Annotated in this window: 14 protein-coding genes, 17 tRNA genes, 3 rRNA genes and 1 pseudogene; all 35 read right to left on the bottom strand. The window is 49.8% G+C overall.

The features are described from left to right. Nucleotides 1-91: 91 nt before the first annotated feature. Nucleotides 92-598 (bottom strand): GNAT family N-acetyltransferase, encoded by a 507-nt coding sequence (locus NZ043_RS10910; protein WP_289390886.1) that lies wholly within the window; start codon nt 596-598, stop codon nt 92-94. Next, on the bottom strand, nt 595-1,122 hold the full coding sequence (locus NZ043_RS10905; RefSeq protein WP_091039286.1) for a hypothetical protein: 528 nt from the start codon (nt 1,120-1,122) through the stop codon (nt 595-597). The genes NZ043_RS10910 and NZ043_RS10905 overlap by 4 nt, the downstream gene beginning before the upstream one ends. A 332-nt stretch (nt 1,123-1,454) precedes the next feature. Beyond that, nucleotides 1,455-2,462 carry a LacI family DNA-binding transcriptional regulator gene (locus NZ043_RS10900; RefSeq protein WP_339311768.1) on the bottom strand — a complete coding sequence of 336 codons (1,008 nt, stop codon included), beginning with the start codon at nt 2,460-2,462 and terminating at the stop codon, nt 1,455-1,457. 122 nt (nt 2,463-2,584) lie between these two features. After that, on the bottom strand, nt 2,585-3,391 hold the full coding sequence (gene iolB / locus NZ043_RS10895; RefSeq protein WP_221824325.1) for a 5-deoxy-glucuronate isomerase: 807 nt from the start codon (nt 3,389-3,391) through the stop codon (nt 2,585-2,587). A 112-nt stretch (nt 3,392-3,503) separates the two neighbouring features. Further along, nucleotides 3,504-4,556: an inositol 2-dehydrogenase gene (gene iolG / locus NZ043_RS10890; RefSeq protein WP_339311766.1), complete on the bottom strand. Its 1,053-nt coding sequence runs from the start codon at nt 4,554-4,556 to the stop codon at nt 3,504-3,506. A 68-nt stretch (nt 4,557-4,624) separates the two neighbouring features. Further along, entirely contained in the window at nt 4,625-6,100 is a 1,476-nt protein-coding gene (locus tag NZ043_RS10885; protein WP_339311765.1) for a CoA-acylating methylmalonate-semialdehyde dehydrogenase, read from the bottom strand. Nucleotides 6,101-6,199: 99 nt separating this feature from the next. Then, nucleotides 6,200-7,210 (bottom strand): 5-dehydro-2-deoxygluconokinase, encoded by a 1,011-nt coding sequence (iolC, locus tag NZ043_RS10880; RefSeq protein ID WP_339311763.1) that lies wholly within the window; start codon nt 7,208-7,210, stop codon nt 6,200-6,202. Nucleotides 7,211-7,408: 198 nt separating this feature from the next. Then, the gene (gene iolE, locus NZ043_RS10875) at nt 7,409-8,311 is read right to left on the bottom strand and encodes a myo-inosose-2 dehydratase (RefSeq protein WP_339311761.1); all 903 of its coding nucleotides are present in this window, start codon (nt 8,309-8,311) and stop codon (nt 7,409-7,411) included. A 153-nt stretch (nt 8,312-8,464) separates the two neighbouring features. Further along, on the bottom strand, nt 8,465-10,330 hold the full coding sequence (gene iolD / locus NZ043_RS10870; RefSeq protein WP_289390882.1) for a 3D-(3,5/4)-trihydroxycyclohexane-1,2-dione acylhydrolase (decyclizing): 1,866 nt from the start codon (nt 10,328-10,330) through the stop codon (nt 8,465-8,467). Nucleotides 10,331-10,717: 387 nt separating this feature from the next. Beyond that, nucleotides 10,718-10,788 (bottom strand) — tRNA-Gly (locus tag NZ043_RS10865). A 10-nt stretch (nt 10,789-10,798) separates the two neighbouring features. Then, nucleotides 10,799-10,872: transfer RNA gene (locus NZ043_RS10860), tRNA-Pro, on the bottom strand. 7 nt (nt 10,873-10,879) lie between these two features. Then, nucleotides 10,880-10,958: transfer RNA gene (locus NZ043_RS10855), tRNA-Leu, on the bottom strand. Nucleotides 10,959-10,975: 17 nt separating this feature from the next. After that, nucleotides 10,976-11,052, bottom strand: a tRNA-Arg gene (locus NZ043_RS10850). 7 nt (nt 11,053-11,059) lie between these two features. Further along, a tRNA-Gly gene (locus NZ043_RS10845) sits at nt 11,060-11,134 on the bottom strand. 10 nt (nt 11,135-11,144) lie between these two features. Next, nucleotides 11,145-11,225 (bottom strand) — tRNA-Leu (locus NZ043_RS10840). Between the two features lie 6 nt (nt 11,226-11,231). Next, nucleotides 11,232-11,307: transfer RNA gene (locus NZ043_RS10835), tRNA-Lys, on the bottom strand. 10 nt (nt 11,308-11,317) lie between these two features. Beyond that, a tRNA-Tyr gene (locus tag NZ043_RS10830) sits at nt 11,318-11,403 on the bottom strand. 9 nt (nt 11,404-11,412) lie between these two features. After that, nucleotides 11,413-11,488, bottom strand: a tRNA-Thr gene (locus NZ043_RS10825). Nucleotides 11,489-11,507: 19 nt separating this feature from the next. Further along, nucleotides 11,508-11,583 (bottom strand) — tRNA-Phe (locus NZ043_RS10820). Nucleotides 11,584-11,599: 16 nt separating this feature from the next. After that, a tRNA-Asp gene (locus NZ043_RS10815) sits at nt 11,600-11,677 on the bottom strand. A 26-nt stretch (nt 11,678-11,703) separates the two neighbouring features. Further along, nucleotides 11,704-11,777 (bottom strand) — tRNA-Met (locus NZ043_RS10810). A 16-nt stretch (nt 11,778-11,793) separates the two neighbouring features. Then, nucleotides 11,794-11,869 (bottom strand) — tRNA-Val (locus tag NZ043_RS10805). Between the two features lie 6 nt (nt 11,870-11,875). After that, nucleotides 11,876-11,947 (bottom strand) — tRNA-Glu (locus NZ043_RS10800). Between the two features lie 4 nt (nt 11,948-11,951). After that, a tRNA-Asn gene (locus NZ043_RS10795) sits at nt 11,952-12,027 on the bottom strand. 1 nt (nt 12,028) lies between these two features. Then, a tRNA-Ala gene (locus tag NZ043_RS10790) sits at nt 12,029-12,104 on the bottom strand. Between the two features lie 35 nt (nt 12,105-12,139). Then, nucleotides 12,140-12,213, bottom strand: a tRNA-Ile gene (locus tag NZ043_RS10785). Between the two features lie 38 nt (nt 12,214-12,251). After that, a 5S ribosomal RNA gene (gene rrf, locus NZ043_RS10780) occupies nt 12,252-12,368 on the bottom strand. Between the two features lie 75 nt (nt 12,369-12,443). Beyond that, nucleotides 12,444-15,371: ribosomal RNA gene (locus NZ043_RS10775) — 23S ribosomal RNA — on the bottom strand. A 306-nt stretch (nt 15,372-15,677) separates the two neighbouring features. After that, a 16S ribosomal RNA gene (locus NZ043_RS10770) occupies nt 15,678-17,230 on the bottom strand. Together the 16S, 23S and 5S rRNA genes with 17 tRNA genes alongside form the textbook arrangement of a ribosomal RNA operon. A 631-nt stretch (nt 17,231-17,861) precedes the next feature. Next, nucleotides 17,862-18,406, bottom strand: a pseudogene (locus NZ043_RS10765) (GNAT family N-acetyltransferase). A 52-nt stretch (nt 18,407-18,458) separates the two neighbouring features. After that, entirely contained in the window at nt 18,459-20,063 is a 1,605-nt protein-coding gene (locus NZ043_RS10760) for a response regulator (RefSeq protein ID WP_339311759.1), read from the bottom strand. Next, on the bottom strand, nt 20,060-21,928 hold the full coding sequence (locus NZ043_RS10755; RefSeq protein WP_339311757.1) for a histidine kinase: 1,869 nt from the start codon (nt 21,926-21,928) through the stop codon (nt 20,060-20,062). The genes NZ043_RS10760 and NZ043_RS10755 overlap by 4 nt, the downstream gene beginning before the upstream one ends. Before the next feature lie 28 nt (nt 21,929-21,956). Next, nucleotides 21,957-22,805, bottom strand: coding sequence for a carbohydrate ABC transporter permease (locus NZ043_RS10750; protein WP_036616400.1), 849 nt, complete (start codon nt 22,803-22,805; stop codon nt 21,957-21,959). Further along, nucleotides 22,802-23,752: a sugar ABC transporter permease gene (locus NZ043_RS10745; RefSeq protein ID WP_339311755.1), complete on the bottom strand. Its 951-nt coding sequence runs from the start codon at nt 23,750-23,752 to the stop codon at nt 22,802-22,804. Before NZ043_RS10745 ends, NZ043_RS10750 begins: the two co-directional genes overlap by 4 nt. 47 nt (nt 23,753-23,799) lie before the next feature. After that, nucleotides 23,800-25,140 carry an ABC transporter substrate-binding protein gene (locus tag NZ043_RS10740; RefSeq protein ID WP_339311754.1) on the bottom strand — a complete coding sequence of 447 codons (1,341 nt, stop codon included), beginning with the start codon at nt 25,138-25,140 and terminating at the stop codon, nt 23,800-23,802. Nucleotides 25,141-25,203: the final 63 nt, after the last annotated feature.

Below are 25,203 nucleotides of genomic sequence, written 5' to 3'. Positions count from 1 at the left end.
GAAAGAGGCGTTCCCCATGAGGAAGCGCCTTTTTCTTTTTGCAGTTTCACGTGGCTTACTCCGTTTTGCCAGTGATCCGACCGCTCATCATTTAAGATTCAAGTTTACTTACACGTACCATCGTTACCGATGTACCATTTAGGCACTCCTCCACGAACCCTAACCGCTTATATAAGCGAATCGCTTGGTTATCCGGGTCAACACTGAGCGAGACTGCTGCAATTTCCCGCCGTTCGACCTCATCTAATGCGGTCTGAAGCAGTAAGGTACCTACTCCTTTTCCACGCGCATCTTCCGTTACAGCCATCCCCATCTCTGGCGTAGCTGCATTCACATAACCGTATCCCGCATTTTGGTCCGTATAGAATCTTAACGTTATTGAACCTAGTCTCTTGCCTTGCTGGTCAACTGCAACATACCCGAAGTCCCCTTCTCTTCCCCATTCTTCAACGTATTTGGACAGTCCGGGAGTATGAATACTTTCGATTGGAAGAGGTGCATCACCTTCTCTTCTATGCAGGGATGCGTATAACATCTCCCATAGAAAGGGGATATCCTGTTCTTCAATAGGGCGTACAAGGTAGTCAGTCTTGGTCATGTTTTCTCCTCCTTCAGCTTTTCAAAAAGGCGGTCCATTTCATTCAGATTAAACCCATCGGTAATCTCGTAGTCCTCAAGTTGGTCTCTCGTTTTTGCCTCATTGTAGATGGAGATGGAATCTTCATTATAAAACGTTAGTCCGAATCCATCGGTAAAGCGACCTTCTTTATTAATGGTAAGTCGCCACTCATAGTACTGCGGATTCCTTTCGGAAACGTCGAATTCCCGTACTCTTTTAAGTTCAACATCCTTTAATAGCTTCAGCATGTCTCTAATCTCTTTGGGATCTGTAATCGTTATTTCATCATCTTCATTATACGGTTCATTGTCGGAAATTTTCCTAATCGTCAGTCGATCCAATGTATCCAGCATCGTCATATGATCTGTGACCTCTGCTCGAAACGTCGTATGTTTGCTGGGGATATACATAGCATATTGACCTGAGGTATACATACGCACTGCAATAGCTACAACAACAATAATCGTGACGATACCCATAATCATCTTGATTCGTCTACTCATCCCAATCCCCTCTCTATACCTACACAAAACATATAAATTGGTAATTATTGATATATTCCAGTATAACATCTCACTCCTTTTGTTCCAATGTCATTTCCTATCCCTGGTCCCTCAATTACGATGACGTTTTGGGCTACACTAAAAATTAAAGATTTAAATGAACAAGCCGCGTTCTCCCATAGAGTGAACGCGGCTTGTTTGTTAACTTTGTTATATTGTTTTATTACCTAATCAGAACCATGTATGATGATAACCCTTATCCCAAGCCATGAATATGACACACGTAGACTTGGCCTCACGTCTGTTCAGCGTACGCCGAAACCTAATTGTTTTCAGCCCAATACACGGCCTGCTGATTCTCGGATAACCAGCTCAGGCTTCAGCACAATCTTCTGTGGCTCTTTTTGTTCATCCTTTAACTCTTCAATTAACAGGTCTACAGCGCGATGTCCCAGTTCTTCAATTGGCTGGGCAACGGTCGTAAGTGGTGGACTGGTTACCGAAGCAAGAATGGTATTATCAAACCCGATAATCGACACATCCTCTGGCACGCGTAGCCCCAGCTCTTTGGCTGCCTGAAGAGCACCGATGGCCTGAATGTCATTACAACAGAACAAACCTGTCGGGTGATCGTTCTCACCGAGCAGCAGTAGCGCCTCTTTTTTGGCTGAGCTCAGATCAGCTGCCGATTCTCGGATCTGATTCGGTTCCAGCGTATGACCTGCCTTAATCAGTGTTTCACGGAATCCACGTACACGTTCCTGACTGCTGCTGACTTTGGACGGTTCCGACAATACCGCTACACTGGTGTGCCCAAGTTCAAGCAGATGCCCCGCTGCGAGTGCTCCGCCGAGTATGTCGTCAATGGTGACCGTATGTACCGACAGCGATGGCATATGACGGGCAATCAGAGCAACAGGTATTGACTGTTGCAAGAGGGGTGACAAAATTTCGGCATTATCGATCCCGGTTCCGATCATCATGCCATCGACCCTTTTTTGCTGAAGCAGATTCAGGTAACGCTCTACCCGCTCGTCCTTATTATCCGTACTGCAGATGACCACGCTGTAACCCAATTGACGACTTCGATCCTCGACCGCTCTCGCCAGTTCTGCGAAATACGGGTTCGAGATGTCCGGTACGAGCAGCCCCAATGTATACGTCTGCTTACCTGTAAGTGCAGCTGCGATCGCGCTGGGTTGATAGTGAAGGCGTTCCATGATCTCCATAATCTCGGCGCGCCGCTTCTCACTGATCTTGCCTTTGCCATTAATGACCTGCGAGACGGTTGCAATGGATACACCCGCCTCGCGTGCTATATCGTATATGGTTGCTTTCATTGTTTTTCCCCATTTTTGCTATATATAATATACATAGATAATTGTTCTCTTCTTCTCATTATGCAGGGGGAAGTCTGCATACGCAACTTGAAGCGAGCAAAATGTGCGTAGCATGAACTGTTTTACTTTTTCATCAACCACTCATGGTCAGGGTCGTTATGGAATTTCCAGGTCCGGGTTGGTCCAGCCATCACGTTCAGATAGTAGACCTCATACCCCGGAGGAGCACCTACCGGATGATATCCGTCCGGAACAAGCACCACTTCTCCGTTCTTCACTGCTAGCGTCTCATCCACAGAGCGATCATCCGTGTATATGCGCTGAATGGCAAACCCCTGCTCAGGCTGCACACGGAAATAATACGTTTCTTCCAGCAAAGATTCGTCAGGGAGTGCGTCCCGATCATGCTTATGTGGCGGGTAACTGGACCAATGCCCATCTGGTGTGAATACCTCAACAACGAGCAAACTGTCCGCTTCCTTCTGTTCCGGCAAAATGTTGTGAATCTGGCGTTCCAGATTGCCATATCCTCTCGCCTCTACCCCTACATCTTCGGGTGCAATGAGACGAGCCGGATACGTGCCTTTACCGGGTGCAACACATATAGCGACTTCCAGTTCGGTACGTGCTGTAATCTGCACTTGATCGGAAGTTGAGACGTAAACTGAATACGGCGGAATTTTCTCGAAAACACTCATTCTTTTCCCGATATTATCCCATGTGTGCTCCCGGGTACTTACATTGGCGAAACCACTGAGAAGCACCACACAGAGTTCCTGATCACCGCTCTCACGGGTTAACGTCTCCCCTTCTGCCAACTTCGCTACCTGAAATCCAACATATTCCCACCCGGCCGACTCCGGTGTTACGTTGATAAGTGTACCGTCCCCCTCCGGGTTGACCACGGGTTTTACAATACGTTCTGACATCTTGCCATCCACTCCTTTCTGTATTCGTTCACAACAACCTGATACTTATAAAAAAACAAAAACCTGGACCATTCTTGCGCTCTATTAGAAAAAAATGACTTTAATCATCCACCTATGGCGTTGCCGTTTGCGATTCCAGTGACACCCCAGGGACTTCACTCAGCTTCACAGGTCTTCCCCGCTCCATGGACAGTTTTGCTGCCAGCGCAATTCGTTCTGCCTGTACTGCATCGTGGCCATCTACGATAACTGGTGTATCATGGATGATCGCATCGATAAAGAGAGCTGTCTCCTGCACATACGCTTCATTGTAGCGTTCTAGGAAAAAGTGTAACGGTTTGTCGCGCATGAGCCCGGCCGCTGTACTGATCTCAGCCGTATTCGGATGATCATTCGCCGCTGCGGCGCTGCCCATCGAGCCAAATACTTCAACACGCTGGTCATACCCGTATACAGCCTGACGACTGTTATCAATAACACCAATTGCTCCATTGGCAAAAGTCATCGTTACAATCGCTGTATCCACGTCACCATGTTCCGCAAAAACCGGATTGATCAGGACGTTGCCCTGAGCGTACACTTCTTCCACTTCACTCCCGGACAGATACCGTGCCATGTCAAAATCGTGGATCATCATGTCCATGAAAATCCCGCCAGACACCCGGATATACTCCGCAGGCGGTGGACTCGGGTCACGAGAAGTAATTTTGATAATATGCGGATCACCGATCGTACCATCCTGCACATGTGCACGTATCCGTCTGAAGTTGTGATCGAATCGGCGGTTAAAACCAATTTGCAGCTTCACACCAGCCTTCTGAACTGCTGCTACCGCCGCTTGGGTCTGTGCCAGATCCATGCTGACCGGCTTCTCGCAAAAGATATGTTTGCCCGCCTGAGCGGCCTGTTCAATCAGCGGCACATGTGTATCAGTTGAAGAACAGATCAGCACCGCGTCTACATTAGGCATCGAGATCAACTGGCTGCTATCCGTTGTTATCACAGGGATGCCACGGTCGGAGGCCCAAGCCTCCAATTCAGGACCTGCAAACAAGTCACTGATTCCCACAATCTCGGCATGCGGGTTGCGCAGGAGATTGTCTGCATGAATTTTGCCGATCCGTCCAGCACCAATGATGCCAATTCTCACTTTGTCCTTGCCCATTCCGTTATCCTCCCTATGTGCGTCCATATGGGCTAGGCGTTCCCTTAGCCCGAGTGATGCTCTGGTTGTTACCAGCGCGCCGTTACCATCTTCTTGCGAGTGTAGAATTCAACACCATCCGTACCATTGGCATGAAGATCACCATAGAAGGACTTCTTCCAGCCCGAAAACGGGAAAAATGCCATTGGCGCAGGTACGCCCAGGTTAATACCCAACATGCCCGCATCAATCGTTTCACGGAATTGACGCATACTCGCTCCGCTGCGGGTGAACAGACACGCCCCGTTGGCGAAGTCGGAACGGTTCGCCAGTTCAACGGCTTCCTCCAGCGTAGACACTCTTGCCACCGAGAGTACTGGAGCAAAGATCTCATCCTGCCAGATTTTCATATTGCTATCAACTTGGTCGAATACCGTTGGCCCTACAAAATAACCGGGTTCACCTATCGCCTGATCCTTACGTCCATCCCGGATCAATGCCGCGCCTTCCTGCTCTCCGGATTCAATGTAACTGAGTGTGCGTTCTTTATGTGGTCCACGGATGACAGGACCGAGGAACACGCCCTCATCCATACCGTTACCAATGGTAATGCGGTCTGCTGCTTCCACCAGCTTTTGTACCAGTTCGTCAGCCACATCGCCCACAGCCACAACAACCGAACATGCCATGCAACGTTCCCCTGCTGAGCCAAAGGCTGCACTGGTAATCTCTTTCACGGTTAAATCCAGATCGGCGTCCGGCATAACGATGGAGTGGTTTTTGGCGCCAGCCAGTGCCTGTACCCGTTTGCCATGCTTGGATGCAGTGGTGTAGACGTATTCAGCCACAGGTTGTGATCCGACAAAGGAGATCGCTTGAACATCCTTATGTTCCAGCAACCCGTTCACGACATCATGTGCACCGTGTACGATATTGAGCACGCCATCCGGAAGCCCTGCTTCCTTGAACAGCTCTGCCAGGCGGCCTGCCAGAAGCGGTGTACGCTCGGACGGCTTCAGAACAAACGTGTTACCACACGCAATAGCCAGTGGGAACATCCAGCACGGCACCATCATCGGGAAGTTGAATGGGGTAATCCCCCCAATTACGCCGATTGGGTAGCGGTACATGCCCGACTCCAGTCCTGTCGCGATGTCAGGCAGTTGTTTGCCCATCATCAGGTTCGGGGCACCTGCCGCGAATTCGACGCACTCAATACCACGCAATACCTCGCCATACGCTTCGGCGTAACTTTTACCGTTCTCCAGCGTTACCAGGCGGGCGAGCTCTTCCCAATGTTCAACCAGCAGCTGCTGGTAGCGGAACAGAATACGTGCACGGCGTGGAACCGGTGTGCTGCTCCATGATTTGAACGCTTCTCGTGCTGTCTGAACCGCCAGATCCACGTCCGCTTGTTCGGAGAGTGGCACATGTGCAATAACCTCTTCTGTAGCCGGATTCACAACCGGCTCCGTACGAGTTGCCACTGGGGTTACCCAGGCACCTCCGATCCAGTTTTGTACCATTGTCGCTGTTGCAGACGCTTCAGAAATTCCTTTTCCCATAGCCCTGTCTCCCTTCACTTATGTGTGATCCCGTATGTTCAACTTATATCATTGATGTTGATCTGTATGAGTGTGTTATTCAAAGTATTGCAACGAGCTTTAAGACACGGTGATTTCGCCCCGATTGCAACGTTCAATGTAGTCATTCACCTGTTCCACCGTTGGCATCGCATCCGAACAACTGTGGCTCGAAATGACGATACTTGCTGCGCCACTGCCATACGCCATGCTGCGCTCAATCGTCCAGCCCTGCATCAATCCATACAGGAACCCGGCCGCATAGGAGTCGCCTGCACCAAACGTTTTGACCACTTTTGCCGGATAGCTGTCCGCACGGTGAGAAAGCCCTTCGCGTGTATAAGCAATGGAGCCTTCCTTGCCGTGTTTTATTACAACAATATTCGCTGAGAAATCAAACCATTTCTGTGCAGTTACCTGATCGCTATGATCCGGATTGTGGTCGAATGTCTCCATCATGTCGAACTCTTCACGTGTACCCAGGATGATATCGCATTTCTCGGCTGCGAGGTTATAATAGACCGCTGTCTCTTCGTCCGATGTCCAAGTGTATGGGCGATAGTCCAGATCAAACACAATAACCGTGCCATGTTTTTTCGCATACGTTAGTGCCTGTAATACGGCTTCACGGGATGGGCTCTGCGCGAGGGCCGTGCCTGAGATTAGCAGCACTTTGGAGTCAGCAATCAACTGCTCTTGCACCTCTTGCGCCTGTAATAACAGATCAGCTACATTGTCCCGGTACATCAGGATACTGCAATCCGTTGGGCTTTTGATTTCGGTAAAAGCAAGCCCCGTCACCGCTCCGGTGTCATCTGTAACTACATTTGATGTGTCGATGCCGTTCTTCTCCAAATAACTCTGGATGAATCTGCCCATCTGGTCATTGGCGATCTTACCGATAAAAGCCGTCTCCATACCCAGTCTGGACATGCCAATCGTAATATTGGCCGGAGAGCCGCCAACATACTTCGTGAACGTCATCGTCTCTTCCATCGGGCGATTGATCTCATTAGCGTTCAAGTCGATGCACAAGCGGCCAATCGCGGTGAAATCCTTCTTCCTGGATACCGGAAAGGATACATAAGTCATTGCATGTGAGCCCCTTTCTGTGGCGGGATTTTCCATGTTGTATATGGATATCTAGACTAGCTACTCATTCCATCGTAAGAACTTGTAAACGGCTAGAGTAGGTCAGTTTTATTTTCCAATCGTAACATTATACTCTTGCTGGCCTTCTTCCTTTTTCACTTCATAGGTGTGCCTCTGACCGCTGCAATGCTGAACGAATCAGCTGTGTTGGTATAACGATTCCATATAGTTCAAAGATCGCTTCGCATACTCATACGGGTTATGAATCGCAGGGTCCTGTTCTCCTTCAAGCATCGCCCAGCCATCGTATCCTCGTGTGATCAGTTCTTGCAGAATTGGTGCAAAATCAATGCATCCATCTCCTGGTACGGTGAACACACCTCTACGAATACAGCCGACAAAGTCAGATTGCTCCGCGCGTGCTTCATCCAGCACATGCGGGCGGATATCTTTCAGATGGATATAAGCGATCCGATCATAATGTTTGCGCAGCAGTTCAAGTGGATCGGCTCCGCCATAGTAGGCATGACCTGTGTCATAGAGTAGATACACGAGAGAAGGGTCCGTCAACTCCATCAGTCGATCAATCTCATCCGGTTGCTCTACCACTGTGCCTCCATGATGATGGTACGTAAGCTTCAACCCATGTTCACGTGCAATAGCTCCTGCTTCGTTCAACCCTTCAGCAAGGATATGCCATTCAGATTCATTGAGTCTGAGTACTTCTTTTTCATTCGGTGTCCGTCTTGGATCAAAATGAAGTGACCCGCCTACTTCGGCCGTACTGATCACCTTACTGCCCATGGATTGCAAAAATTCCGCATGTCTGCGATAACTGTCCAGCTCTGACTGACGATACGCCGGATCGGAGAAAAGTACTGATTTCCACTGAGAGACCAGCTTGATATTCCTTTTACTCAATTCCTCACGCAAAATAGTAGGATCGGTTGGATATTTGCGTCCCATCTCTGTACCCGTCAGCCCAAGACGCTGAATGTCATCCAGAATCTGTGCACACGTTGTCGCATCACCATGCTCCTTCACATCTTCACCGACCCAATTGATCGGATGAATCCCAAGCTGGAATGGCAGCTTGCTCATTGCTCCACGTCTCCTTTGTCGTTCAACATTGTGGTTCACTTGGAATGCCGTGCTTTTAGTTTCAATATATAGATAAATACGTCCCACCGAACTTATACCGTGAGGAGTCCAATATAGCTACATTTTTTAGAAGGAATGCTCTATTAAATCGGATTAAATCGGTCTTGCTTTGGCACGGTTGGCTTGCATCGTGTGATGAGCATGAACTACCTTCTCTTCAGCAGATACCTCAGGTACACCCACATTCCACCACGACTCGTATCCACCTGCGTTGGTTCCAGGCACGACCGGAATCTCAATCAATGTACTCACCGTTTCATTCTTCGCATCTCGGAGTGCCTGTTCCAGCTGTTCTGCCGTCTCCGCTCTATAAGATTTGGCTCCCATGCTTCGGGCGTGTGCAGCAAAGTCCATTGGCATGTAATCCCCGGTCAGTCGTCCACTCTCAGATTCCCGATAACGGAACTCATTGCCGAACCCGTCACTACCATGTTCCCGCTGTAAATTATGAATGCACTGGAATCCATTGTTGTTGAATAAGAGAACGGTCATCTTCTTCTGTTCCTGCAAACTGGTCACAAACTCCGAATGCAGCATCAGATAACTGCCATCACCGACCATGGCGTACACTTCACGATCCGGCTCGGCAAGTGCTGCTCCGAACGCTCCACTTACCTCGTACCCCATACAGGAGAATCCATACTCCATGTGATACGTCTTTGGTTCAGCCGCACGCCACAGACGATGCAGGTCTCCTGGCAGACTGCCTGCCGCACACACAATAACGGAGGAAGGATCAATCGTCCGATTAACTATGCCGACTGCTGTAGTCTGTGCCAGCCCTGCTTCATGTTGAGCTGCATACAGCCGATCCACTTCTGCATTCCACTCAGCGCGGAGATCAGCGATTTCAGATGAACCATATGCACTGCGGTATTGTCTTTGCTGCAATTCCTTCTGCAAAGCCTGCAATCCTTCGCGAGCATCTGCCAGAATGGCTTCCCCGCCTAACTTGGCGGCATCCATGCCGTTCAGGTTAATGTTGATGAATGAAGCTTCCGGATGTTGAAAAGCAGAGCGGGACGCCGTCGTAAAATCGGAGAAACGAGTACCGACGCCGATAACCACATCCGCTTCTCTCGCCAGCCTGTTGGCTGCTAGAGAACCTGTAACCCCGATGGCCCCCACATTCAGTGGGTGGTCCCAAGAAACTGCGCTCTTGCCCGCCTGCGTCTCGGCGATCGGAATACCAAATGCCTCGGCGAACTCCACGAGTTGGGCGGACGCCTCAGAGTACAACACACCGCCGCCTGCAACGAGCAGCGGCTTGCTACCACGAGCAATCTGCTCCGTGGCCCGTTCAATGGCTGCCTGTACCGGAGGGCGACGGTCCAGATAATGTACTTTGCGGGCAAAGAACGATTCAGGGTAATCGTACGCTTCTGCCTGCACATCCTGCGGCAATGCGAGCGTTACTGCTCCCGTCTCTGCCGGGTCGGTAAGCACACGCATGGCCTGTGTAGCAGCAATCATCAACTGTTCAGGACGAACGATACGATCCCAGTATTTACTGACGGCTTTGAATGGATCAGTGGCTGAGATTGTATAATCACTGCTCACTTCCAACTGCTGCAGTACCGGGTCTGGTTCCCGTGTAGCAAAGTTATCTCCTGGAAGCAATAAAACCGGAATCCGGTTCACCGTTGCAGTAGCCGCTGCTGTAATCATATTCAAAGCACCAGGTCCAATGGATGTAGTGCATGCATAGATCTGTCTACGGTTCTTCTGCTTGGCATAGGCCGCTGCCGTATGCACCATACCTTGTTCGTTCTTCCCTTGCATATACGTTAGGCTTCCCGGACTGCGCTCCAGCGCTTCTCCAATGCCTGTTACGTTGCCATGTCCAAAAATACCGATGATTCCCTTCACAAACTTGGTTTCCACCCCGTCAACCGAGATATATTGCTGATCCAGGTATCGAAGCAGTGCCTGGGCCATCGTTAGTCGAATTGTATTCATGAATTGATCGCCTTCCTTTCCTTTACGGGTTAAGCGCTTAATCTACGTTAAGTTTAAGCGCCTTACCCCTAAAGGTTAAGCGCTTAATTGATATGGTATTACAGGTTAATGATTTACGCAAGCTATTTTTGTAAGCGTTTTTATAAAATGTGATGAAGAAGCTTATATCCAGGCCTTATAAGATGCGTTAGACCTGTTTCACTTGAACAGCGTCCACAATTATCAAGGACAAAAGGTGGGGAAATTTATGCAAACGTGGGATACATTCTGATACATGATAAAGAGCCATATACTCTCTGAGAGCACCACGCGGTAAATTGCCAATAAACCTGTGAACGCAAAAAAAGAAAGAGACGGTTAGTACCATCTCTTTCTTTTCAATATTTAAGCGGGTGATGGGAATCGAACCCACGCTATTAGCTTGGAAGGCTAAAGTTCTACCATTGAACTACACCCGCATAACAACAATCGGGATGACACGATTTGAACATGCGACCCCCTGGTCCCAAACCAGGTGCTCTACCAAGCTGAGCTACATCCCGTTATCTATACCGGCGAGAGGACTCGAACCTCCACGGTTTCCCACTCGATTTTGAGTCGAGCGCGTCTGCCATTCCGCCACGCCGGCAAAATATGAAGTTATAATGGCGCGCCCTGAGAGATTCGAACTCCCGGCCTTTTGATTCGTAGTCAAACGCTCTATCCAGCTGAGCTAAGGGCGCAAAATATTGGAGCGGAAGACGGGAATCGAACCCGCGACCCTCGCCTTGGCAAGGCGATGCTCTACCGCTGAGCCACTTCCGCAAATAAGGGATGCGCGTGGAGGGACTTGAACCCCCACGTCAAAGACGCTAGATCCTAAGTCTAGTGCGTCTGCCAATTCCGCCACACGCGCATATAATGGTGAGTCATGAAGGGCTCGAACCTTCGACACCCTGATTAAAAGTCAGGTGCTCTACCAACTGAGCTAATGACTCATAGAAAAACTGGTGGAGGATGATGGATTCGAACCACCGAACCCGTACGGGAGCAGATTTACAGTCTGATGCGTTTGGCCGCTTCGCTAATCCTCCAGGATTACATGGTGCCGGCGAGAGGACTTGAACCCCCAACCTACTGATTACAAGTCAGTTGCTCTACCAGTTGAGCTACACCGGCGTATTAAAGGTGTTATATATGGTGGCTCGGGACGGAATCGAACCGCCGACACGAGGATTTTCAGTCCTCTGCTCTACCGACTGAGCTACCGAGCCTTACTAAAATAAAAAATGGCGGAACCGACGGGATTCGAACCCGCGATCTCCTGCGTGACAGGCAGGCATGTTAGGCCAACTACACCACGGTTCCAGATCACTTTCTCAAGGAAAGTATAATTGCGGGGGCAGGATTTGAACCTGCGGCCTTCGGGTTATGAGCCCGACGAGCTACCGGGCTGCTCCACCCCGCGTCGTTATAAAGTTATATGGTGGAGGCTGAGGGGATCGAACCCCCGACCCTCTGCTTGTAAGGCAGATGCTCTCCCAGCTGAGCTAAGCCTCCATTTTATGACCCGTAGGGGATTCGAACCCCTGTTACCTCCGTGAAAGGGAGGTGTCTTAACCCCTTGACCAACGGGCCTTACTGGCTCCCCGAACAGGGCTCGAACCTGTGACAACTCGATTAACAGTCGAGTGCTCTACCAACTGAGCTATCAGGGAATGGTGGAGCCAAGCGGGATCGAACCGCTGACCTCCTGCTTGCAAGGCAGGCGCTCTCCCAGCTGAGCTATGGCCCCATACTCTGGTGTATTTCTTTGTTGTGGTCTTGCTATGGGCCCTGGTGGACTCGAACCACCGGCCTCACCCTTATCAGAGGTGCGCTCTAACCAACTGAGCTAAGGGCCCTTATCAATTTTCGAAAAAAAATACCCCAATGGGGTTTCGCTTGGCGGCGTCCTACTCTCCCAGGACCCTGCGGTCCAAGTACCATCGGCGCTAGAGGGCTTAACGGTCGTGTTCGGGATGGGTACGTGTGGAACCCCTCCGCCATCGCCACCAAACGCGTAGCTTACATTTCAGAGTGTTGTTCTCTGAAAACTAGATTCGAAACGAAACATGCGAATTACAACTTGCTATTGGATAAGCCCTCGACCGATTAGTACTGGTCAGCTCCATGCATTGCTGCACTTCCACCCCCAGCCTATCTACCTCGTCGTCTTCAAGGGGTCTTACATACTGGGAAATCTCATCTTGAGGGGGGCTTCACGCTTAGATGCTTTCAGCGTTTATCCCGTCCGTACATAGCTACCCAGCGGTGCTCCTGGCGGAACAACTGGTACACCAGCGGTACGTCCATCCCGGTCCTCTCGTACTAAGGACAGCTCCTCTCAAATTTCCTACGCCCACGACAGATAGGGACCGAACTGTCTCACGACGTTCTGAACCCAGCTCGCGTACCGCTTTAATGGGCGAACAGCCCAACCCTTGGGACCTACTTCAGCCCCAGGATGCGATGAGCCGACATCGAGGTGCCAAACCTCCCCGTCGATGTGGACTCTTGGGGGAGATAAGCCTGTTATCCCCAGGGTAGCTTTTATCCGTTGAGCGATGGCCCTTCCATGCGGTACCACCGGATCACTAAGCCCGACTTTCGTCCCTGCTCGACTTGTAGGTCTCGCAGTCAAGCTCCCTTATGCCTTTGCACTCTTCGAATGATTTCCAACCATTCTGAGGGAACCTTTGGGCGCCTCCGTTACTCTTTAGGAGGCGACCGCCCCAGTCAAACTGCCCACCTGACACTGTCCCCGCACCGGATTACGGTACCAGGTTAGAACCTAGATACGATCAGGGTGGTATCCCAACGTTGCCTCCATGGAAGCTTGCGCTCCCACTTCAAAGGCTCCCACCTATCCTGTACAGATCGTACCCAAATTCAATATCAAGCTGCAGTAAAGCTCCATGGGGTCTTTCCGTCTTGTCGCGGGTAACCTGCATCTTCACAGGTATTAAAATTTCACCGGATCTCTCGTTGAGACAGCGCCCAAGTCGTTACGCCATTCGTGCGGGTCAGAATTTACCTGACAAGGAATTTCGCTACCTTAGGACCGTTATAGTTACGGCCGCCGTTTACTGGGGCTTCGGTTCACAGCTTCGGGATTACTCCCTAACCACTCCCCTTAACCTTCCAGCACCGGGCAGGCGTCAGCCCGTATACTTCGCCTTACGGCTTCGCACAGACCTGTGTTTTTGCTAAACAGTCGCTTGGGCCTTTTCACTGCGGCCCCCTCGTGCTATTCACACTACCGGGGCACCCCTTCTCCCGAAGTTACGGGGTCATTTTGCCGAGTTCCTTAACGAGAGTTCTTCCGCGCGCCTTAGAATACTCTTCTCGCCTACCTGTGTCGGTTTGCGGTACGGGCACCTTCACCTGGCTAGAGGCTTTTCTTGGCAGTGTGAGATCATGACCTTCGCTACTATAATTTTCGCTCCCCATCACAGCTCAGCCTTACAATGTGCGGATTTGCCTACACATCAGCCTTACTGCTTAGACGGACATCCATCAGTCCGCGTCACTACCCTACTGCGTCCCCCCATTGCTCATAACGGCTTACGGTGGTACAGGAATTTCGACCTGTTGTCCTTCGACTACGCCTTTCGGCCTCGCCTTAGGTCCCGACTTACCCTGAGCGGACGAGCCTTCCTCAGGAACCCTTAGGCTTTCGGCGGATCAGATTCTCACTGATCTTTTCGTTACTCATACCGGCATTCTCACTTGTATAATGTCCAGCGCTCCTTACGGTACACCTTCAACCCTTATACAACGCTCCCCTACCCCTGATGCAAAGCATCAAGCCATAGCTTCGGTGGTGTGTTTAGCCCCGTTACATTTTCGGCGCAGAGTCACTCGACCAGTGAGCTATTACGCACTCTTTCAATGGTGGCTGCTTCTAAGCCAACATCCTGGTTGTCTGTGCAACTCCACATCCTTTCCCACTTAACACACACTTGGGGACCTTAGCTGATGGTCTGGGCTGTTTCCCTTTTGACAATGGATCTTAGCACTCACTGTCTGACTCCCGGAAGTAAGTCTATGGCATTCGGAGTTTGACTGAGCTTGGTAACCCTTGCGGGCCCCGCACCCAATCAGTGCTCTACCTCCACGACTCTGTTTTCCGAGGCTAGCCCTAAAGCTATTTCGGGGAGAACCAGCTATCTCCGAGTTCGATTGGAATTTCTCCGCTACCCCCACCTCATCCCCGCATTTTTCAACATGCGTGGGTTCGGGCCTCCAGTGCGTGTTACCGCACCTTCACCCTGGACAGGGGTAGATCACCCGGTTTCGGGTCTACGTCCACGTACTAAGTCGCCCTATTCAGACTCGCTTTCGCTGCGGCTCCGGCTCTTCACCTTAACCTTGCACGGGAACGTAACTCGCCGGTTCATTCTACAAAAGGCACGCCATCACCCCTAAAACGGGCTCTGACTTTTTGTAAGCACACGGTTTCAGGTTCTATTTCACTCCCCTTCCGGGGTGCTTTTCACCTTTCCCTCACGGTACTGCTTCACTATCGGTCGCTAGGAAGTATTTAGCCTTGGCAGATGGTCCTGCCGGATTCATACGGGGTTTCACGTGCCCCGCACTACTCGGGATCCGTCTCGGAGGGAACAGACTTTCAACTACAGGGCTTTTACCTTCTTTGGCGGGCCTTTCCAGACCTCTTCGCTTAACCGGTTCCTTTGTAACTCCATGTGAGACGTCCCACAACCCCAAAGAGCAAGCTCTCTGGTTTGGGCTTCTCCGCGTTCGCTCGCCGCTACTGACGGAATCACTATTGTTTTCTCTTCCTCAGGGTACTTAGATGTTTCAGTTCCCCTGGTATGCCTCTACACAACCTATGTATTCAGTTGTGAGTAACTGGAAATTACCCCAGCTGGGTTTCCCCATTCGGACACCCCCGGATCAAAGCTTGCTTACAGCTCCCCGAGGCAGTTTCGTTGTTCGCCACGTCCTTCATCGGCTCCTAGCGCCTAGGCATCCTCCGTGTGCTCTTAGTAGCTTAACCATATCGCTCGTGTTCGAGCTGTCACTCCGCTTGGTTTGCTTACGCAAATCCAAAAGTCGTTCCATTTCGATCACTCGCTCATGCAATCTACCTTATAAAAACACTTCACTTGTTTACACAAGATCAGCTTAAAGGAATGTTCTAATTCGCGTTTGTTTCGTTTCGATATCTAGTTTTCAAAGAACAAGCTCCATGCAAAAGCAAGCTGTTTGAGAGTTTGAGCTCTCAAAACTGAGCAACGAGTGAGTATTTTGTAGCTTAGCTACATATTTGAATGTTTCCGTTGCAGGAAACGATTCTCCATAGAAAGGAGGTGATCCAGCCGCACCTTCCGATACGGCTACCTTGTTACGACTTCACCCCAATCATCTATCCCACCTTCGGCGGCTGGCTCCTTGCGGTTACCCCACCGACTTCGGGTGTTATAAACTCTCGTGGTGTGACGGGCGGTGTGTACAAGACCCGGGAACGTATTCACCGCGGCATGCTGATCCGCGATTACTAGCAATTCCGACTTCATGCAGGCGAGTTGCAGCCTGCAATCCGAACTGAGACCGGCTTTGTTGGGATTGGCTCCATCTCGCGATTTCGCAGCCCGTTGTACCGGCCATTGTAGTACGTGTGTAGCCCAGGTCATAAGGGGCATGATGATTTGACGTCATCCCCACCTTCCTCCGGTTTGTCACCGGCAGTCTATCTAGAGTGCCCACCCGAAGTGCTGGCAACTAAATATAAGGGTTGCGCTCGTTGCGGGACTTAACCCAACATCTCACGACACGAGCTGACGACAACCATGCACCACCTGTCTCCTCTGTCCCGAAGGAAAGGTACATCTCTGTACCGGTCAGAGGGATGTCAAGACCTGGTAAGGTTCTTCGCGTTGCTTCGAATTAAACCACATACTCCACTGCTTGTGCGGGTCCCCGTCAATTCCTTTGAGTTTCAGTCTTGCGACCGTACTCCCCAGGCGGAGTGCTTAATGTGTTAACTTCGGCACCAAGGGTATCGAAACCCCTAACACCTAGCACTCATCGTTTACGGCGTGGACTACCAGGGTATCTAATCCTGTTTGCTCCCCACGCTTTCGCGCCTCAGCGTCAGTTACAGCCCAGAGAGTCGCCTTCGCCACTGGTGTTCCTCCACATATCTACGCATTTCACCGCTACACGTGGAATTCCACTCTCCTCTTCTGCACTCAAGTCACCCAGTTTCCAGTGCGATCCGGGGTTGAGCCCCGGGATTAAACACCAGACTTAAATGACCGCCTGCGCGCGCTTTACGCCCAATAATTCCGGACAACGCTTGCCCCCTACGTATTACCGCGGCTGCTGGCACGTAGTTAGCCGGGGCTTTCTTCTCAGGTACCGTCACCTTGAGAGCAGTTACTCTCCCAAGCGTTCTTCCCTGGCAACAGAGCTTTACGATCCGAAAACCTTCATCACTCACGCGGCATTGCTCCGTCAGGCTTTCGCCCATTGCGGAAGATTCCCTACTGCTGCCTCCCGTAGGAGTCTGGGCCGTGTCTCAGTCCCAGTGTGGCCGATCACCCTCTCAGGTCGGCTACGCATCGTCGCCTTGGTGAGCCGTTACCCCACCAACTAGCTAATGCGCCGCAGGCCCATCCCCAAGTGACAGATTGCTCCGTCTTTCCAGTTTCCTTCAGGCGAAGGAAACAACTATTCGGTATTAGCTACCGTTTCCGGTAGTTGTCCCAAACTTGAGGGCAGGTTGCCTACGTGTTACTCACCCGTCCGCCGCTAACCATCAGAGAAGCAAGCTTCTCTTCAAGTCCGCTCGACTTGCATGTATTAGGCATGCCGCCAGCGTTCGTCCTGAGCCAGGATCAAACTCTCCAATAAAGTATTGAAAAGAGCGATAAGCTCATTTTGAATCTGACGAGATTAAAAATCTCATTTGTGCTCCAGCCGATCCAAGCCAAGGCTTGTTTCAAACTTTCGCGTTCATTCTGCAAGCAGAATGTTTACTCACTCGTTGTTCAGTTTTCAAAGATCAAACTTGTTTTGTTACCGAGCATTGTTCTCCTCAGCAACTTTTATATCATAACACTTCCGATCCAACTTAGCAAGCTCTTTTTTTAAGTTTCTTTCGAAGCTTATTTGTTTTGCCTGCGGCACTTTGTTTCTCGTGTTTTTTTGGCCGGAAATAGAATATATCATATACACAATACAATTACTACTTGTAAAATATCCCATCAGCAAACTAACTATATATTTGATTCAATCTCTTCATAATCTCTTTTTCCAATGGCAATATCCTCTTACTATATCCTATATACACTCACCAGTCTAACCTGTCTCAATATAGGTTGTGAACAGACCTATTCAACATCATTACATTCGTTCTATAAAATAAGAAACATAATACCTCTACTCGATAACGCTGCTATCTATTCTGTCGGTATCAAATCTAATAAATGAACTCCATAGCCTGTGGGCTTTATATAGATTGTGCTTTTCACTTTTTATACTATTAGTCTTTGAACCTGCCCATCACTATCGTGTCATGATACTGTCCATCCGCGTGTCGCCGATCCTTTTTCAAAATGCCTTCGATCTCGAAGCCACTCTTTTGATATAACTCGATTGCCTTTTCATTGGATGCCAGCACGTTCAACGTCATCTTCTCTACACCAGTCTGGTTTGCCCATTCTATCGACTGTACTAACAAGTTCTTGCCAATCCCATATCCCCAGAACTCTCTGGTTACACACACGCCGAACTCAACTTTATGGCAAAAGCGCTTCAACTCTCTGCCTTCACATCGGGAGTACCCCACAATCTCTCCCGCCACTACAGCAACAAGGAACAGATTCCGTGATTTCTCAGTGTCCGAATGGATGATCCGCCTAAACCCGGCTGCGTCGATATACGCCTCGCCCTCTTCACGATCCATGTTCTCGGTTTCCCCGTCCATTTGTACACGAATTGAAGACAGGGCCTCAGCATTTTTTCCTCTGCCGATCTAATGGAGTAAGATAAGCCTTTAATGTTATATTCCTGCTGATTGATAATCAAAAGAACCATTCCGCCTCTTCCACTTTATTTAGAATCCTGTACCTGTATGACTCTACCCCACCTCAGACGGACTCTTGCCCGTAAGCATTTTGAACACCTGGCTAAAATACGTTGCATTACGGAACCCCGTCATCTCGCTCACCTCATATACCATGTAATGTCCCGACTGCAACAGTTCCAACGCCCTCTGAATCCGGTACCCGTTCAAATAACTCACGAAATTCTCACCGGTCACCCTTTTGAACAGTTGACTCAAATACTTCGGATGTACAAATAATCCCTTGGCTATCGCTTCAAAACTAATCTCTTCGGCGTAATGAAGCTCCACATACTGTTTCACCTGCTCGATAAGTTTATTGCTTTTCTTCTCGCCCATCTCCTTGCGGATCTGTTCCAGCCAGTTGCAGATAATACGATCCATCCAGCTTACCAGATCATGCAAAGCATATTTCGATTGAATTTCACGCAAAAAATCACTCATTGCCAGCGGCGGCGTTAACATAGGATGAAGTCGGTTCCAGCTATGCATCAACGTGTCGAACAGACTGACGGCCACAACCTGTACATCCTGTATCCCAACACATTTCCCCTCTTTCAGCAAAAGGCAAATATGATGCCATACCTCTTCCGCCAGGTCAGGTCGAATATCCGCCCAAGCCTCGTTCCATTGACGAAGCAATAATGAATAATCGGTCACACTTGGTTCTGTTTCCTCTGATGTTTCATAGTGGTAGATACGACTCCCACCTTGAAACTCTGCTTTTTCCACCGCTTCCCTGCTCTCGAGATAGGAATCTATCACCTCACAGGGTTGACTCTTGGATCTCCCGATTCCGGCACTCACTTCAATTTTCAGATACGTAAAGATCTGATCGATCATCCGCTCCACAAGTGGCAGACATTCCTCCAGATGATCTTTATCTCCTAATAGAAGCAACACAAATACCTGATCCGAATAATCAACGATCTCTACCTGACCATTCATGTGCGCCGCTTGCTCCTTCACCGTCTCCTGAATAATATCGGCCGCCCCATAGCGGAGAAGCTGCCAATCCCGTTCTTTCATCCGTGTCAAAAATACGGGGCGATTCAGTTGCAGACTGATGGCGCGTGTCTGTGAGGACATATGAATGCCTATATAGTCCATGCGTTCTTTAGGCAGTTCCTCTGCCCGATATCGCGTAGTCAGCAATTCGTGAAGGAATTGTTTGCGCAAATAAGGAAGCACCCGTCCAACCTCCTGCTTGTACGTCCGCTCCAGCCGCTCATGCCGCTCCCGCACATCTTGTTCCAGTAGCACCTCCCGCAGCACAGACTCAATCTCCTCAACCTCTGCCGGCTTCAGCAAAAAGTGATTCACCCCCCAGCGCATGGCTGCCCGGGCGTTCTCGAATTCGTCATATCCACTAAGAATGATGATCGGCAGGTGGGGATGGTCACGTCGCAACGTCTGTGTGATCTCAAGCCCGGTCATCCCCGGTAGATAGACGTCAGTCATAACGACATCTGGATGCATGCTGTGAAACAGCTCCAGTGCATCCAAGCCATTGGAAGCAGTGCCTGCAATGCTGAGGCCCAGAGAAGGCCAATCGATATGATCTGTTAATGCCTTTACAATATGAGGATCGTCATCAACAAGCATAATGGTCTTCATCATTTTTCACCGTCCAGCCATAGATTTAATTGCTCGTCGGTCTCAATACGCGGCAGCGTAATGGTCACTTCCACGCCACCTGACTCTCTATCGCCCAGTTGAACGCCATACCTCTTCCCGCAATATAACTGAATGCGCTGATGTACATTCCGTACACCGATGCCACACGTCTCTTCGAGTTTCCACCCCTCCGGCAAACCCCGCCCATTATCCGTGATACGAATGACGATATCCTCATGCGGGCCAACCTCTTCGTGCATATGCACCTGAATTCGAAGTGTACCTTCTTCAGGGTGCCCGTGCATAACTGCATTTTCGATAAAGGGCTGCAAAATGATTTTGGGAATATAACAACCGCGAATACGCGGATCGATCTGCTCCTGATATTGAATGGAGAACGGCAGCCGCTCTGCCTGTATGTTCACGTAGCAACGGGCATGCTCCAACTCATCTCGAACCCGAATAAACAATCTCCCTCCACTCAGTCCGATCCGTAACAGCTTACTGAGCTGCACAATCATGCGACTGATATCCTTGGCTTCGTAATCGAGTGCACGCCAGTGGATCATGTCGAGGGTGTTGTATAGAAAATGGGGTTTGATCTGGGCCTCAAGCAAGCCCGTCTGGGCTTCACGCTTGGCCCGGCTCTCCTCCTTCACCTGTTCCATCAGCGTTGTGAGCTGTGAAGCCATGTGATTAAAGCCATAAGCCAAGTGAGCATATTCCTCCGTAAACGAAAGTTGCACCCGGGTATCGAAGTCCCCTTTCTCCAGTTGTCTCATTCGCTTGATCAATTGTCGCAGTGGGCGGATGATCTGCCTTACAAACAGGTACGCAAGCACAGCTGAGCATAATAGTCCCAGCACCGCGATGCCGAGGATCTGCCAGCCCGCTTGTCTGAGCGGAGATAACAGTGTATATACCGGAATAGTCTGAACGAGGCGCCACTGAAGCATGGCTGGCCTGGAGTACAGCACCAATTGAGCACCTCCAGGTTGGCCGGAAACCACTTCGTATCCGTCTTCACCAGGTTGGACATGTTCCTGAATCCATGCGCTATCTATAATAGAAGAAGATGAACTTACAGCTTCACCTGTTTCCTGTACTGTACTCGCTTCATTTCTTCTATCCGCTCGTCCATTCTGCCCTGCTGGATCAACTCTCCCCATCTGCATTACGACATTACCAGCCGTATCGACCAACAGCACTTTTCCATCAAGCACCATGGGTACATCGGCAAACCTGCGTACGATGTCCGCTCTGCTCAGTCGAATGAGCACATAGGCAACCGTTCCGCCACGACTATCAAAAATCCGCTGAGCGTATCCGACCAGGGATTGGCCCGATTCGTTCTCACGCAACGGAACCCAAGCTGCATCAGCCTTTTCCAGCGTAGCAAACCAAGAGTCGTGTGTGATGGTATCCACCGGAAATATGCGATCAGCCATAGTGACTGTCACTTCATTAAAAACATCCGTATACAGTTCAATGGAGGTGATGCCTTCACTCACAACCATGGTATGATCCAGGATTCGAGAGACCTCTCTCCGCTGGTGAATCTGTGCAAGCCTGCCCGTATCGGCCTTTTCGAGCAGATTGGACAGTTCCCGATTGCTTGCCAAACCGTAGGCGGTTCCTGTTACCCCTGTGATGAAATCAAATCCCCGACGTGTACTTTCGTTCAGAAGAGCCAGACGTGCTTTGCTAATCTCGGCAAATGTGACCGCAGAGAAAGACTGATATGCCAGCCAGACAACAACCGAGACAAGCAACAGGTTAAACGCAATAAAGCAAGTCACCATCAACGTGGAGAGCTTGCTTTTTTGCAGCTTTTGATTAATGAATGAAGACCATCTTCCTTTCCCCATGGAAAAATCAACTCGTTTCGTCTTGGAATTACCCTTTGAGCCCAGAGGTCGCGATTCCTTCCACGAAGTACTTTTGACACACGATAAATACGATAAAACATGGCACCAGCGATAACACCGACATGGCAAACATCGGACCCCAATCAGATTGAGAACTGGAATCAAGGAACAAACGCAGACCCAGCGGCACGGTGTATTTGCTCACGTCACTCAAGTAGATCAACTGACTGAAGAAGTCATCCCATGTCCACAAGAACGTAAAGATCATCGTGGTCACCAATGCTGGGAAAGCCAGTGGGATGATGATTTTGGTGTATATTTTCACAGGACCGCATCCATCAATAGTTGCCGCCTCATCCAGCTCTTTGGGCAATCCCCGGAAGAACTGTACCATGAGGAAAATGAAGAAGGCGTCGGTCGCCAACCATTTTGGCACGACAAGTGGCAGATACGTATTCACCCACTCCAGGTGGTTAAAAAGGATATACTGCGGGATCAGCGTCACATGATGGGGCAGCATGATCGTCATGAGCATCAGGCCAAAGCAGATGGCTTTGAAACGAAAATTCAGTCGGGCGAAGGCATATGCCGCCATTGAGCAGGAAATGACATTGCCCAGCACGGCACCAAGCGACAGGATGACAGAGTTGGTCAGGAAGCGGGAGAACGGATTGCCCTGAATACCCGACCAGCCATTCATATAATTTTGCCAATTCCATTCTTGTGGCCAAAACCAGGTCTCCGTAAAGATCATATGTCCCGGTTTGAATGAACTGCCCAGCATCCAGAGGATCGGGTAGAGCATGACAAAGGCGATGCCTGAGATTAACACATGTTTGCTGACGACCCATGCTGTAGAGTTCCGTTGTCCAATCATGATTTCCCACCATCCTCATAGTGCACCCACAGCTTGCTACTGCGGAATACGAGCAATGTAAATACGCCAATCAGGATAACCAGCACCCAGGCCATCGCGGAAGCATAACCCATCTGAAAGAATGAGAATCCTTTTTTGTACAGATACAGAGAGTACATTAAGGTTGAGTTCACTGGTCCTCCGCTACCATTACTGATAACAAAAGCCTGTGTGAATGATTGAAAAGACGTAATCAGTTGCATGACGAGATTGAAGAAGATAACGGGTGACAGAATCGGCAACGTTATATAGAAGAATCTCCGCAGAGGACCTGCACCATCTACCGCTGAGGCTTCATCATATTCAGGTGGAATCTGCTTCAAACCTGCCAGGAAAATAATCATGGATGATCCAAACTGCCATACGGATAACAGGACGATGGAGTACAGGGCATACTTCGGATTAGCCACCCAATCGGGCGCCTTAATGCCCACCATGGCAAGCACACTATTGAGTAGCCCGTCCCCACCCAGCATTTTACGCCACAACATTGCAATCGCCACGCTACCTCCAAGCAATGTTGGGATGTAATACACTGTCCGATAAATACCTAATCCTCGAATCCCTTTGTTGAGCAACATGGCTACCAGCAACGCAAAGATCAACTTGACCGGTACCGATACAGCGACATACGTGAAGGTGACTTTGAGCGACTGGATAAACAGTTTATCGGATGTAAACATTGTGGTGTAGTTATCCAGACCGACCCAGGAAGGGGCGGCCAGGATACTGTAATCGGTGAATGAGATGTATAACGATACCAACATCGGACCCAAGGTGAGAAATAACAATCCGACAAGCCATGGGGCGAGGAACAGAAGCGCGGCTCCATTATGCGCATATCTCCGTTTGACCCGCCGGGTAGCTATACGCTCGATTCGGGCTTGACTGACTTGTGATGTGTTCATCTTCGCAACCTCCCCGCAGAATTAGAAGTCTGAGACAGTTTCAATCGTTATTGACTCGATCCAAGCGTAGCCTTAGCTCCTTCAATAAACTGAGCAATGACATCTGGCGTATTGCCTTGACCGAAGGCGATCTGCTCGCTTGCGCTCTTGAAACTTGTGTCCACTTCAGCAAATCCTTGGGGGTATGGCGGGTCAATCTCGCTGGAGTTCTTCGATACAGTATCGATAAATTGGAAAATGGTTTGCTCCGCTTCTGGCAGCGTAGGCTGCATCTGTTCACGAATGCTTGAGTTAACCGGCACACCACGTTCAGAACCAAGAATAGCGGTTGCTTCTGGATCATTGACCATGAAATCAATGAACATGGCAACTTCCTTTGGATGTTTGGTTTTGCCATAACCGGAGAGGAACTGGCCTGGTTTCAGATATTCACCGATTTGCTTTTCACCTACACCATGCGGAAGCACTTGTATGCCAAGCTTATGATCCTGGTTTTTGTTCACCTGCTGGAATGTCAGCAATTGATTGGACCAGGCAAAATCCATGGCAGCTGTACCCAGCGAGATTGGGCGTGTCTCCAGCGCATTGGTTGTGGATGCCGTTATCTCCGCTGTGGTCACTCCACCATTCTCGCGTAGTGCGCCCCACATATCGAACCATTGCTGAAGCTCCTCGCTGGTCGCGGTCATTGTACCACCATCGAACAACCCTTTCCCGGATTGGCGAATAAACACTTCAAACATGTTCGTTGTACCGGAAATGTCTGCCGATCCATAGAACCCCTCACCTTTGGCTGCGGCAATCTTGGTTGCAATATCTCCAAAGTCCTTCCATGTCCAGCTCTCTTGCGGTTCTTCAATACCTAATTCCTGAAATACGGTGGCGTCATATATGACACCAGGTGCGTTTACTCCGAGGGTAATGGCATATAATTTATCGTCAATCGAACCGGCTGTAATCATGCTCTGATCATGATCCTCTGTCCGCAGCTCTTTGCTCTCTGCAAACGGGGTCAGGTCAAGCAAGGCGCCACGCCGGGCAAAGTCAGTCAGAAATGCGTAATCCATCTGGATGATATCTGGTGCGTTCGAACCGGCTACCTGTGTAGTCAATTTGTCAAAATAACCATCCCAACCGGAGTATTCAGGTTTAATGGTGATTCCCGGATGTTTCTCTTCAAATAATTGAATGACTTTGGTCGTCAGATCATGTCTGGTCTGTGATCCCCACCAGGTCATACGCAGTTCAATCTTGCCTGAAGAGTCTCCTTCACTTTCACTTGCTTCACCAGAAGAAGCCGGCTTATCAGAGGCACCTCCCGAACAGGCTGTAGCGAACAATAACAGGGACAGGCAGAACAGGGTTACCCACTTTTTGGTGATCATCATAAATGAATTTCCTCCCCTTTTTACTTCTATGGAATCGCTTACAAAACCTATTGTATCGGTCCA

It is taken from the genome of Paenibacillus sp. FSL k6-2145, assembly GCF_037976585.1.
In the GTDB taxonomy this organism is placed as follows: domain Bacteria; phylum Bacillota; class Bacilli; order Paenibacillales; family Paenibacillaceae; genus Paenibacillus.
Note: the sequence above shows the minus strand (reverse complement) of the source record. Positions and strands in the feature narration are given on the sequence as shown.

Bases quoted from the DNA above. Each gene is read 5' to 3' on its own strand.
- NZ043_RS10740 (WP_339311754.1), bottom strand. From the start codon at position 25,140: ATGATGATCACCAAAAAGTGGGTAACCCTGTTCTGCCTGTCCCTGTTA.
- NZ043_RS10885 (WP_339311765.1), bottom strand. From the start codon at position 6,100: ATGGGAAAAGGAATTTCTGAAGCGTCTGCAACAGCGACAATGGTACAA.
- NZ043_RS10900 (WP_339311768.1), bottom strand. From the start codon at position 2,462: ATGAAAGCAACCATATACGATATAGCACGCGAGGCGGGTGTATCCATT.
- NZ043_RS10760 (WP_339311759.1), bottom strand. From the start codon at position 20,063: ATGATGAAGACCATTATGCTTGTTGATGACGATCCTCATATTGTAAAG.
- NZ043_RS10750 (WP_036616400.1), bottom strand. From the start codon at position 22,805: ATGATTGGACAACGGAACTCTACAGCATGGGTCGTCAGCAAACATGTG.
- NZ043_RS10910 (WP_289390886.1), bottom strand. From the start codon at position 598: ATGACCAAGACTGACTACCTTGTACGCCCTATTGAAGAACAGGATATC.
- NZ043_RS10745 (WP_339311755.1), bottom strand. From the start codon at position 23,752: ATGAACACATCACAAGTCAGTCAAGCCCGAATCGAGCGTATAGCTACC.
- iolE (WP_339311761.1), bottom strand. From the start codon at position 8,311: ATGAGCAAGCTGCCATTCCAGCTTGGGATTCATCCGATCAATTGGGTC.
- iolD (WP_289390882.1), bottom strand. From the start codon at position 10,330: ATGAATACAATTCGACTAACGATGGCCCAGGCACTGCTTCGATACCTG.
- iolB (WP_221824325.1), bottom strand. From the start codon at position 3,391: ATGTCAGAACGTATTGTAAAACCCGTGGTCAACCCGGAGGGGGACGGT.
- iolG (WP_339311766.1), bottom strand. From the start codon at position 4,556: ATGGGCAAGGACAAAGTGAGAATTGGCATCATTGGTGCTGGACGGATC.
- iolC (WP_339311763.1), bottom strand. From the start codon at position 7,210: ATGACTTATGTATCCTTTCCGGTATCCAGGAAGAAGGATTTCACCGCG.
- NZ043_RS10755 (WP_339311757.1), bottom strand. From the start codon at position 21,928: ATGGGGAAAGGAAGATGGTCTTCATTCATTAATCAAAAGCTGCAAAAA.
- NZ043_RS10905 (WP_091039286.1), bottom strand. From the start codon at position 1,122: ATGAGTAGACGAATCAAGATGATTATGGGTATCGTCACGATTATTGTT.